This window comes from Thalassolituus sp. UBA2590, from assembly GCF_002339775.1.
Classification (GTDB): Bacteria; Pseudomonadota; Gammaproteobacteria; order Pseudomonadales; family Oceanobacteraceae; genus Thalassolituus.
This window is the reverse complement of the sequence record NZ_DDKU01000151.1, coordinates 466-12024: the sequence shown is the minus strand read 5'-3', so window position 1 is coordinate 12024 and position 11559 is coordinate 466. Positions and strand designations below refer to the sequence as shown.

10 protein-coding genes are annotated in these 11559 nt (G+C 52.1%); 8 read left to right on the top strand and 2 right to left on the bottom strand.

Features of this window, described 5'->3' with window-relative positions; all coding sequences use genetic code 11:
- The first annotated feature begins 2 nt into the window (after positions 1 to 2).
- The 7 genes from atpE to B2067_RS12745 all read left to right on the top strand — a co-directional run bounded on the left by atpE (position 3) and on the right by B2067_RS12745 (position 5635).
- Positions 3 to 164 carry an ATP synthase F0 subunit C gene (gene atpE / locus B2067_RS12775; RefSeq protein WP_301388696.1) on the top strand — a complete coding sequence of 54 codons (162 nt, stop codon included), beginning with the start codon at positions 3 to 5 and terminating at the stop codon, positions 162 to 164.
- Positions 165 to 215: 51 nt separating this feature from the next.
- Positions 216 to 686, top strand: coding sequence for a F0F1 ATP synthase subunit B (locus B2067_RS12770; protein ID WP_068435189.1), 471 nt, complete (start codon positions 216 to 218; stop codon positions 684 to 686).
- Between the two features lie 12 nt (positions 687 to 698).
- Positions 699 to 1235: a F0F1 ATP synthase subunit delta gene (locus tag B2067_RS12765; protein ID WP_068435187.1), complete on the top strand. Its 537-nt coding sequence runs from the start codon at positions 699 to 701 to the stop codon at positions 1233 to 1235.
- Positions 1236 to 1250: 15 nt separating this feature from the next.
- On the top strand, positions 1251 to 2789 hold the full coding sequence (gene atpA, locus B2067_RS12760; RefSeq protein WP_068435185.1) for a F0F1 ATP synthase subunit alpha: 1539 nt from the start codon (positions 1251 to 1253) through the stop codon (positions 2787 to 2789).
- A gap of 61 nt (positions 2790 to 2850) precedes the next feature.
- Positions 2851 to 3711: a F0F1 ATP synthase subunit gamma gene (gene atpG, locus B2067_RS12755; RefSeq protein WP_068435183.1), complete on the top strand. Its 861-nt coding sequence runs from the start codon at positions 2851 to 2853 to the stop codon at positions 3709 to 3711.
- Between the two features lie 40 nt (positions 3712 to 3751).
- The gene (atpD, locus tag B2067_RS12750) at positions 3752 to 5146 is read left to right on the top strand and encodes a F0F1 ATP synthase subunit beta (protein WP_273087981.1); all 1395 of its coding nucleotides are present in this window, start codon (positions 3752 to 3754) and stop codon (positions 5144 to 5146) included.
- Positions 5147 to 5206: 60 nt separating this feature from the next.
- Positions 5207 to 5635 (top strand): F0F1 ATP synthase subunit epsilon, encoded by a 429-nt coding sequence (locus B2067_RS12745; RefSeq protein ID WP_068436747.1) that lies wholly within the window; start codon positions 5207 to 5209, stop codon positions 5633 to 5635.
- Positions 5636 to 5840: 205 nt separating this feature from the next.
- Here the strand turns inward: B2067_RS12745 and B2067_RS12740 are convergent, their stop codons facing one another.
- Positions 5841 to 9299, bottom strand: coding sequence for an ATP-binding protein (locus tag B2067_RS12740; protein ID WP_076514337.1), 3459 nt, complete (start codon positions 9297 to 9299; stop codon positions 5841 to 5843).
- A 126-nt stretch (positions 9300 to 9425) separates the two neighbouring features.
- Positions 9426 to 11051 (bottom strand): ABC transporter permease, encoded by a 1626-nt coding sequence (locus B2067_RS12735; RefSeq protein WP_076514336.1) that lies wholly within the window; start codon positions 11049 to 11051, stop codon positions 9426 to 9428.
- An 83-nt stretch (positions 11052 to 11134) separates the two neighbouring features.
- On the opposite strand from B2067_RS12735, the gene B2067_RS12730 reads away from it, so the two are divergent.
- Positions 11135 to 11559, top strand: a 425-nt coding sequence (locus B2067_RS12730) for an ABC transporter ATP-binding protein (protein WP_301388693.1), incomplete at its 3' end; no start/stop codon positions are given.

Here is an 11559-nt window from a genome sequence, read left to right as displayed (position 1 = left end):
CTATCGGTTTTGGTCTGCTGGGTGGTCGTCTGCTGGAAGGTACTGCTCGCCAGCCTGAACTGGGTCCAATGCTTCAGGGTAAAATGTTCCTGATCGCTGGTCTGCTTGACGCCGTGCCTATGATCGGCGTTGGTCTGGGCCTGTACCTGATGTTCGCAGCTTAAGGGTTCATTTCTTAACGAACTTCCTTAATCAACGAACATGAGGGCTCTGGCGTGAACTTAAATTTGACTCTGATCGGCCAGATCATCACTTTTGGCGTCTTCGTGTGGTTCTGCATGAAGTTTGTATGGCCTCACCTGCTGACGGCTATGCAAGAACGCGAAAAGAAAATTGCCGATGGTCTGGACGCAGCTAACCGCGCTGCACGTGATCTGGAACTGGCTCAGAAAGAAGCCGCGGACCAGCTGCGTGAAGCAAAAGAGAAAGCTGCTGAAATCATCGAACAGGCGAACAAACGTGCGAACCAGATCGTGGACGAAGCAAAAGATAATGCTCGTTCCGAAGGTGAGCGCATCGTAGCTGCTGCTCAAGCTGAAGTTGAGCAAGAGGCAAACCGCGCTAAAGAAGCTCTGCGTAAGCAGGTGTCTGAACTGGCAGTAGCCGGTGCAGCGAAAATCCTTGGCAAATCAGTAGATGCAACAGCTCACGATGAGCTGCTGGATTCACTGGCCAAAGAGCTCTAAGCGAGGTTTTCCATGGCTGAATTAACAACTCTCGCTCGGCCATACGCAAAGGCAGTGTTTGCTGAAGCAAGTGAGAAGAGTGCACTGGACGCCTGGTCTGATGACCTGGCAACCCTGTCGGCTTTCGCAGCCGACGCCGATCTGGCGAAGGTACTGGTGCATCCTTCCCTGACGTCTGAACAGCAGGCACAGGCACTTATTGACGTATGTGGCGACAAGCTGAACGAAGCAGCCAAAAACCTGGTGGCCGTATTGGCCGAAAACAAGCGTTTGGCATTACTGCCTGAAATCGCTGAACTCTATGAAGAACTGAAGGCAAAACTGCAGAACGCAGTAGATGTTGTCGTCACTTCAGCATACGAGCTGAGCGATGCCCAGGCAGAGAAACTGGCAGCTGCCTTAAAAGCCAAATTGCAATGTGACGTACGGGTAACCAGCGAAGTCGATGAGTCTCTCATCGGTGGCGCCATTATCCGTGCCGGGGACTTGGTTATAGACGGTAGCTTAACTGGCAAACTGTCAAAGTTAGCCGAAGCGATGAAATCCTAGTTTGAGGGACGATTCATGCAGCAACTGAATCCATCTGAGATCAGTGAAGTAATCAAGAAGCGTATTGAAAGCCTTGATGTTACTTCTCAAGCCCAGAACGAGGGCACCGTCGTATCTGTATCCGACGGTATCGTTCGAATCCACGGTCTTGCCGACGCTATGTACGGTGAGATGATTGAATTTGAAGGCGGCGTATTCGGCCTGGCAATGAACCTGGAGCGTGACTCTGTTGGTGCTGTTGTACTGGGTGACTACAAAGGTCTGGCTGAAGGTCAGACTGCGAAGTGTACTGGCCGTATTCTTGAAGTACCTACTGGCAAAGCATTGCTGGGTCGTGTGGTTGACGCACTGGGTAACCCAATCGATGGTAAAGGTCCTATTGAGACTGATACCACCGCTCCTGTTGAGCGCGTTGCACCAGGCGTAATTGCACGTCAGGGTGTTGATCAGCCTCTGCAGACTGGTTACAAAGCTGTTGACTCCATGGTTCCGGTTGGCCGTGGTCAGCGTGAGCTGATCATTGGTGACCGTCAGACTGGTAAAACGGCGATGGCGATCGATGCCATCATCAACCAGAAAGGTACTGGCGTTAAATGTATCTACGTTGCCGTAGGTCAGAAGCAGTCTTCTATCGCTAACGTTGTACGTAAGCTGGAAGAACACGGTGCCCTGGAGCACACCATCATCGTAGCCGCTGGCGCCGCTGATCCTGCAGCAATGCAGTTCCTGGCTCCATACGGTGGTTGTGCGATGGGTGAGTACTTCCTGGACAACGGTGAAGATGCTCTGATCGTATACGATGACCTGACGAAACAAGCTTGGGCTTATCGTCAGATCTCCCTGTTGCTGAAGCGCCCACCGGGCCGTGAAGCATACCCAGGTGACGTTTTCTACCTGCACTCACGTCTGCTTGAGCGCGCATGTCGCGTAAACGCTGACTACGTTAAGCAGGTCAGCGGTGTTGAAGGTAAGACTGGCTCACTGACGGCTCTGCCGATCATTGAGACTCAGGGTGGTGACGTATCTGCGTTCGTACCTACGAACGTGATCTCCATTACCGATGGTCAGATCTTCCTGGAAACCAACCTGTTCAACTCCGGTATCCGTCCGGCGATGAACGCGGGTATCTCTGTATCCCGTGTAGGTGGTGCTGCACAGACCAAGATCATCAAGAAGCTCGGCGGTGGTATCCGTCTGGCACTGGCTCAGTACCGTGAACTGGCGGCATTCGCACAGTTTGCATCTGACCTTGATGAAGCTACCCGTAAGCAGCTGGAGCACGGTAAAGCCGTTACTGAACTGATGAAACAGGGTCAGTACGCTCCAATGTCTACTGCGGACATGGGTCTGTCGATCTTTGCTGCTACTGAAGGCTTCCTTGAAGACGTAGAAGTGACCAAGATTCAGGCATTCGAAGCTGCTCTGCTGAGCTACGCCAACAGCGAATACGCTGAACTGATGGCGAAGATCAACGTGAAGGGCGACTTCAATGACGAGATCGCGGCAGGTCTGAAAGAGTGTATTGAGAAATTCAAGAGCACTCAGACCTGGTAAGTCCGGTGCTGGCGGTTCTATGAATCGCCAGCTGGATTCACTCAGTTAACAAGGTTGCATTATGGCAGTCGGTAAAGAAATTAAAGAGCAGATTTCGAGCGTACAAAGCACGCAGAAAATTACCTCAGCAATGGAAAAAGTTGCTGTGAGTAAGATGCGTCGTGCTCAGCAGCGCATGGAACAGAGCCGTCCATATGCGGATAAAATCCGTGATGTGATCGGTCACCTGGCCAATGCGACTTCTGAATACCGTCATCGTTATCTGCAGGACCGCGACGTCAAGCGTGTTGGCTATATCGTGGTGTCTTCCGACCGTGGCCTGTGTGGTGGCCTGAACAACAACATGTTCAAGCGCCTCGCCCAGCAAGCCGGAGAGTGGAAAGAAAAGGGTGTTGAAGTTGATTACTGTGCAATCGGCTCAAAAGCATCTCTGTTCTTCAACAGCTTCGGTGGCAATGTTGTCGCCTCCCAGTCTCACTTGGGTGACGCTCCAGAGCTGGCCAGCCTGATCGGTGCGGTGAAGGTAATGTTGGAAGCGTTCGATGAAGGTAAGATCGATCGTCTCTACATCATCTACAACCGTTTCGTGAACACCATGACCCAATCGCCTGAAGCGGTGCAGTTATTGCCACTCAAGGCACAAAAGGACGAAGAACTGAAAGGTCACTGGGATTACATCTACGAACCAGACGCCAAAGAGATCCTCGAAGGTCTGCTGGTGCGTTACGTAGAATCTCAGGTCTATCAGGGTGTAGTAGAAAACAATGCCTGTGAACAGGCTGCGCGTATGCTGGCGATGAAAAACGCCACCGATAACGCCGGCAACATGATCACCGAGCTGAACTTGCTGTATAACAAGGCTCGTCAGGCGGCTATTACCCAGGAAATTTCAGAAATCGTCAGCGGTGCCGCGGCAGTATAAGCCGGGCAGCGAACAGGTTTTAAGTTAAGAGGAACCGAAAATGAGCGGACGTATCGTACAGATCATCGGTGCCGTCATCGACGTGGAATACCCACGCGAAGATGTACCTAAGGTCTACGACGCCCTGACCGTAGATGGTACTGAGACCACCCTCGAAGTTCAGCAGCAGCTGGGCGACGGTGTTGTCCGTACTATTGCGATGGGCTCCACTGAAGGTCTTAAGCGTGGCCTTCCAGTAACTAGCACTGGCGCACCTATCCGTGTACCAGTTGGTAATGCAACTCTGGGTCGTATCATGGACGTTCTCGGTCGCCCGATCGATGAATGTGGTGAGATCGGCGAAGAAGAGCGTTACGAAATTCACCGTGATGCTCCATCTTTTGATGAGCAGGCGAACAGCACTGACCTGCTGGAAACCGGCATCAAGGTTATTGACCTCATCTGCCCATTCGCTAAGGGTGGTAAAGTTGGTCTGTTCGGTGGTGCCGGTGTTGGTAAAACCGTAAACATGATGGAGCTGATCAACAACATTGCGAAGGCACACTCCGGTCTGTCTGTATTCGCAGGTGTTGGTGAGCGTACTCGTGAAGGTAACGACTTCTACTACGAGATGGCTGAGTCTGGTGTTGTAAACCTGGACGACAAAGCACAGTCTAAAGTAGCCATGGTATACGGCCAGATGAATGAGCCACCAGGCAACCGTCTGCGTGTAGCACTGACTGGTCTGACCATGGCTGAGAAGTTCCGTGACGAAGGCAAAGACGTACTGCTGTTCGTTGATAACATCTATCGTTACACCCTTGCTGGTACTGAGGTATCTGCACTGTTGGGTCGTATGCCATCTGCGGTAGGTTACCAGCCTACACTGGCAGAAGAGATGGGTGTTCTTCAGGAGCGTATTACTTCTACTAAGACTGGTTCGATCACCTCGATCCAGGCGGTATACGTACCTGCGGATGACTTGACTGACCCGTCTCCAGCGACCACCTTCGCGCACCTTGACTCTACTGTTGTACTGTCACGTGATATCGCGTCTAAAGGTATTTACCCAGCGATCGACCCACTGGATTCCACCTCTCGTCAGCTGGACCCACTGGTTATCGGTAACGAACACTACGACATCGCTCGTGGCGTTCAGGGTGTTCTGCAGCGCTACAAAGAGCTGAAAGACATCATCGCGATTCTGGGTATGGACGAACTGTCCGACGAAGATAAGCAGCTGGTTGCCCGTGCACGTAAGATCGAGCGCTTCCTGTCTCAGCCATTCCATGTGGCAGAGATCTTCACAGGCGCGCCTGGTAAGTACGTGTCTCTGAAAGAAACCATCCGTGGTTTCCAGGGCATTCTGAATGGCGACTACGATAACCTGCCAGAACAAGCGTTCTATATGGTCGGTACTATCGACGAAGCCATCGAGAAAGCCAACAACATGTAATGGGCGGGCAGGCGCTGTACTTGTGCAGCGCTCTGCCTCCTCTGAACAGAGGAATAGAACATGGCAATGACCGTCCACTGCGATATCGTCAGCGCTGAAGAGAAGCTCTTCTCTGGTCTGGTCGAGCGAGTAATCGCGGCTGGTGCTTTGGGTGACCTGGGTATTGAGCCTGGCCACGCAGCCCTGCTGACTCCGCTCAAGCCGGGTCCTGTCCGCATTGTTAAGCAAGGCGGCGAGGAAGAGATTGTCTACGTCTCTGGCGGCTATCTCGAAGTACAGCCAAATTCAGTGTCCATCCTGGCCGACACCGCTGTTCGTGCAAACGACATCGATGAAGCCGCGGCACTGGAGGCGAAGAAACACGCTGAACAGGCGATGGAAAATCAGGGTGCAGACTTTGATTACTCCCGCGCAATGTCTCAGCTTGCTGAAGCGGCAGCACAGCTGCGTACGATTCAGCAGATCCGCGAGAAGCTTGGTAAACACTGAGTTTTATCGGATCACAAAGAACCCGCTCCGGCGGGTTTTTTTATGTCTGCTGAAACGCAGCTGAGCTGCGACCGGCGTACAGTGGTCATCAGATCCGTGAGAAGCTTGGTAAGCACTGAGTTTATCCGACTATAAAAGCCGTAACGGCGGGGCTTTTTGGTGGTCTTTTAGTTTACTACCAATCATTTCTCGACCATTGTCTGTTTCACGCCTGATTGCGCTTGCTCAGAAACTCGCTGAACGCTTCTTCCAGCTTGTCGTATTCATCCTCAAACATGTGCTTATATTTCTTCAGCGTATCCATGTGCCCCTCGCGGGCTTCGGCTTCCAGGGTTTTGCAGATATGTTGCAACCGCGTCGCCGCAACACTGGCCGACGAGCCTTGCAGGAACTTAGCGAGCGACACGACCTCTGCGGTATCAGTCCGCGCCAGCGCGCTCTTCAATTTAGCGACTTTTTCTTCACTGGCCTCATGAAATACATCAATTAATCTTCCTAGTCGCTCTTCCTGATTACTTACCAGCTTCATGACGGTTGGCTTATCCCACACGGGGTATATATCCAGGTCAGTGCTTTTTTCAACCACCAGCTGCTCTACAGGCTGATATTCGGCAGAGGTGACGGCTGACATCCATTGAGTCAGTGCTTTCCGCAGCTCTTCGTTATCAATCGGTTTGGCTAAATAATCGTCCATACCGGAGAGCAGGCATTTCTCACGATCTCCTGCCATAGCACTTGCAGTCATTGCGATGACAGGGATTCTGCAGGCACTATCGCCGGCATATCCCCCGCGAATCTGGCGAGTACACTCATAGCCGTCCATGGAAGGCATCTGACAATCCATAAGGATAAGATCAATCAGGTGGCCGGAGCGACGCAGCATATCGATGGCTTCTACGCCATTTCCGGCGGAAACGACTTCAGCGCCAAGGTGACGCACCATTCCCTCTATTACCGCCAGGTTAATCTGGTTGTCGTCAACCGCGAGAATTCTTCGCCCTGCCAGGGCGGCAGTTTTACCGCTGCTCTCCAGATTGGAACTTTTTTCGTCAGCAGATCCTGTTTTTAATCGGCGAACCGCATACTCCAGTTGCACCGGAGTAATGGGTTTCGATAAACGGAAGGCTCCATGCAAGTCGGGAAGTTCGATCTCTGTGCGCTTTACGTGAGGCACGGTGATGATGACTCCAGCGACGTTTTCATGAGGTACGAAGTTTTCGGCCAGAGTGGCATCAATGATTATGTAGCTACCTTTCCGGATATGCGCATCAGGCCGTGGGTGACGTGAGCTGATTGCTTGAGCACCCCAGCTTTTGAGAAGTTTTACCAGGTTTGCCGCTGAATCATCGGAGCGGTCAATGACATGGAAGTTGAGCCCGGAAAAATCGGGGTTTTGTTTTTCAGCTTCTGAACCTACTGCCAATTTCTGAACAAAAGTGGCTGTGAATTTAGTGCCTGATCCTTTTTCGCTCTGAACATCCAGTCTGCCACCCATTAACTTACAGAGTTTATTGGTAATAGTGAGTCCCAAGCCTGTACCACCAAATTCTCTTGTTACCGCCGCATCCTCCTGAACAAAGGCGTCGAAAATGGTTGGCAGTTTTTCTTTGCTTATACCGACACCGGTATCCTCTACTTCGATGCTCAATGTGGTGCTTTCTGCGTTTGTATTCTGCGTAGTCAGCCGTACAAGAATATGCCCTTTCAGCGTAAACTTGATCGCGTTATTAATCAGGTTGGTGAGTATTTGGCGGATACGGTTTGCATCACCGGAAAGCGAAGGTGACTGTACTTCTGAAACATCGAGAATGATCTCCAGACCTTTTTCTGACGCCGGGACTGACATGGATAGCACCAGATCTGAGATCAAGCGATTGAGGTCGTAGGGGATATTATCAATATCGAGTTTTCCTGCTTCGATCTTTGAAAAATCGAGGACATCATTAACGATCGCTGCCAATAATTGTGAGCTGGTATCTGCAAGATCAAGATACCGCTTTTCCTGAACTCTGAGTTCGCCGCGGCGAATCAACTGAAGCATACCAATAATGCCATTAAGAGGTGTCCGGATTTCATGGCTGACATTAGCAATAAACTGGCTCTTGGCGCGGCTTGCGGACAGTGCCATATTTCGTGCCTGCTCGAGTTCTTCGGTTCTCTGTTCGACGACGGCTTCGAGGTTAGTGTTTAAATCGCGGATTCGTTGTTCTGCTCGTTCCTGTTCGCTGATGTCCCGAATGATTGCAGAAACACCGATGGCCGCTCCCTTGGCCGTTTTGATGGGTGATACGCTGAGTTGGGTGGTCAGAGTGTGCTGATTTTTTGAGACAAGAGGTACGCGTAATGTCTCAGGTTGACCACCTTCAGCAACGCTGGCGATCACTTCTTTGACCCATTCCTGATGCTCGCCAGTGGCAAAGGTCTCGGTAAAGTCACTGTTTTCAATCTGGCGGCTGCTATAACCCAGGATGCTGGTTGCAGCGCTGTTCCAGCTTGTTATGGTTCCGTCCGTGCGCATCCCTATGATGGCATCCGTTGAGTCATCCACAATGGCACGGAAGCGTGCTTCGGTATCACTCAGATTTAAGGTTTTACGTACCTGCCGCTGGTAGAACAGGAACAGCACACTCAGTACGAAAGAAACAACTAAGGCGGCGGCGCTGAACCGCAACGTGTCTGAGATCGTTTGTTGCTGGATAAGCCGCGTTGGGGTCGCTATGGCAACCTTGATAAACCGATCACCATTGGAGCCGGGCATGTTCAGCTGGCGCTGCGTCAGGTAGTAGTGCGCTCCGTCGCTGTTTGCTGATACGAGTGCGGTACCGCGGTGAATAGAGTTTTGCTCTGCGCTGTACAGGTCGCTCCAGAGCGTGGCGTTTGCGAATTCAAAGCTGAAGGCCTCTCCCGATGTGGGTGACACAAGGATATGGCCATCGTGATCGTACAGGTACACTTTGCTTGTATTGGCTGCCAGGTTACTGAGACGAGACAGCAGGAAATAGGCGTCAAAGTTAAGAACCAGTGCGCCGAAAAGATGGCCATCTTGCGCATATATCGGCATGACGAGTCGGTAAACTGATTGATGTGGATAGGAAACGCGCCCGTATTCTTTATTCAGTTCAATATCGGATAGGTAGAAGTCGTTGGCTCGGATATAGGGCAGTATTTCAACGTAATCGCGGCCCCGCTTCTCCTGAAGTTCGGTACTGTTTGCAACCCGGGTGCTGCTGCCGGTGCGCTGCACACGAATAATTTCCGACCAGTTGCCGTCATTGATCAGATAGCGCGCCTGCAACGCGTGAGCGTTATTTTCAATGTAAGCTTGAAAGATGGTTTCCAGACGGGCTTTCCATTGTGCCTGCCGGGTATTGTCGAGCGGATCGATACCGCCGTTGCCTGAGGACCGCACTATGCCATGTATGGGTGGAGTCGCATAAAGGAAGCGTAGCTGGTGATAGTCCCTTTCGAACTGCTTGGCGAGTTCATCGATGATGGCGCTCTGCTGCTCGCCTGAAGCCTGCTGATACTGATCAAACACGCGCTGTTCAGACAAGTAGTATTGGCCGACTGTCACGAGTGTGAGCAAGAGAAGCAGGCCGAGTACCATGGTTTGTGGTCGTATATAGGCAGCTTGCTGCTGTTTGCTCGTGTGCCTCAGAAACATGGGGCTGCCTCTCGTGAACGTTGGCCTGTTCTCAAGGTTTAGTTCAAAGAGGCCAATATTCAACTCGATACTATGTGTGTCTCCTGACAATCAGGACGAGACTCGGCTATCAGAACGGCAGTCTCGTCAGCGCTTATCGGATAGCTTGTTGAGCAGCAGGACAGGCACGAGGCCGATAACGACAATGAGTAAAGATGCGGTGGAGGCCTCGGCGATGCGCTCATCGCTGGCCAGCTTATAGACGCGGGTCGCCAGCGTTTCAAAATCGAACGGGCGCAACAGCAAGGTAGCGGGTAGCTCGCGCATACTGTCGACGAAGACAAGGATGCCCGCTGCCAGTATTGAGCGGCTCATCAATGGCAGGTGGATACTTTTCAATACGCGCCATGGAGTCGCTCCCAGGCTGCGAGCGGCTTGATCGTATATCGGAGGAATAGCTTCCATGCCACTGTTGGTCGAGTTGAACGCCACGGTGAGAAAGCGCACGACATAAGCATATACAACGATGGCAACCGTACCGGTCAGTAGTAGCCCAGTCTGAATATCAAACTGCTCGTCAAAGAAGGTAGCGATGGCGCGATCGAATTGCGATACCGGGGCGAACAAGCCTACTGCCAGCAAGGCACCGGGTAGCGCATAACCCAGTGTTGATAGTTGGATAGAAAGGTTCACGGCTTTGCTGTCAGTCAGACGCTTAGCGTACGTCAGGACAAGCGCGATGATGACAGCGGCCAGTGTCGCTGACAAAGCCACTTGCAGGCTATTGCCGATAAACCCGGTAAAGCCATGTCCTAGCAGTGGATCACCTGTGGTCAGTGCGAAATACGCGAGGGTGCCACCAGGGATCAAGCTGCCCAATACGACAGGCAGAACGCACAGTAATGTCGCGCCTGCTGCTACTAGGCCTGTCAGCTGGGTGCGCTGAAGGTTACCGTCGCGGGCGATGGCTTGAGCCTGAGACGGGCGCCGGTTGTACTTTTCGATCACGATGAGCAGAACAACAAAGCTGAACATGACCGCCGCTAACTTCAGTGCCGCAGCCTTATCCCCCATTGAAAACCAGGTTCGGAATATGCCCGTCGAGAAGGTGGGTACGGCGAAGTAATCAACCGTGCCGTAATCCGCCAGCGTTTCCATCAAGACCAATGCTAGGCCACCCACTAAGGCGGGTCGGGCTGCTGGTAAGGCGATGCGCCAGAATGCATAAAACGGACTGGCCCCCAAGGTGCGCGCTGCATCATAAAGTGTCGCCGAGCGTTGGATAAAGGCCACACGAACCAGTAGGTACACATAGGGGTACAGCACCAGACTGATAATGAAGGCCGCACCACTCAACGAGCGTATTTCAGGAAAGTAATACTCACCAGCATACAAGCCAGTCAGGCTTCTGATCAGGGTCTGCACCGGGCCACTGTAATCCAGCAGATCGGTATAAACATAGGCGACGATATAAGCAGGGGCGGCGAGTGGCAGCATTAACGCCCAGGTCAGAATTCGACGTCCGGGGAACTCGGTTGCAGCGGTGAGCCACGCCGTTCCCACGCCAATTACAGTGGTATAGAGCGCGACCTGAACCATCAGGAGCAGAGTGTTACCTACGTATCCGGGCAGAACGCTACTGCTGATATGTGACCATGTTGATGTCGTTGGAGCGAACAGGGAGGTCAGAATGACAATAACGGGAACAAGCGTAAAAACAGAAATAAGAAAACTGCTGATTAGCCAACGCCATTGCGTCTGTTGGTTTTGCATGCCGGCTCTAATATTACGCGTGAGGTTGGTGTAGTATAAAGAACCATTCGCATATGTGACACCTGTTATTCGAGCCCGCCTGTATGCCGTTAGTTTTTTCTCAGATAAGCCACAGTTACGGTGCTACTCCCGTACTTCACGAGCTGGATTTTGCCGTCGAGCCTGGTCAGATTACTTGTTTATTGGGGCCATCGGGCGGTGGCAAAAGCACCCTGCTCCGCCTTGCCGCTGGGTTGGAGAAAGTTCAGCGTGGTGAGATCCACGTGGATAATGAAGTGCTGGCGAATGATGGTCTGCACCCGCCCCCGGAAGCTCGCCCGGTGGGGCTGATGTTTCAGGAGAATGCACTGTTTCCGAATATGACAGTGGCAGAAAACATTGCCTTCGGTATTCGGGATCTGAGCCGACGCGAGCAGCAGGAAAAAGTGAAAGAGCTTCTCGAGCTGGTTGGCTTGGACGAATATGGACAGCGCTATCCGCATCAATTGTCTGGTGGACAGCAACAGCG

Coding starts and splice junctions, on each gene's coding strand:
- B2067_RS12765 (WP_068435187.1), top strand. CDS start 699: ATGGCTGAATTAACAACTCTCGCTCGGCCATACGCAAAGGCAGTGTTT.
- atpA (WP_068435185.1), top strand. CDS start 1,251: ATGCAGCAACTGAATCCATCTGAGATCAGTGAAGTAATCAAGAAGCGT.
- atpG (WP_068435183.1), top strand. CDS start 2,851: ATGGCAGTCGGTAAAGAAATTAAAGAGCAGATTTCGAGCGTACAAAGC.
- atpD (WP_273087981.1), top strand. CDS start 3,752: ATGAGCGGACGTATCGTACAGATCATCGGTGCCGTCATCGACGTGGAA.
- B2067_RS12745 (WP_068436747.1), top strand. CDS start 5,207: ATGGCAATGACCGTCCACTGCGATATCGTCAGCGCTGAAGAGAAGCTC.
- B2067_RS12740 (WP_076514337.1), bottom strand. CDS start 9,299: ATGTTTCTGAGGCACACGAGCAAACAGCAGCAAGCTGCCTATATACGA.
- B2067_RS12735 (WP_076514336.1), bottom strand. CDS start 11,051: ATGCAAAACCAACAGACGCAATGGCGTTGGCTAATCAGCAGTTTTCTT.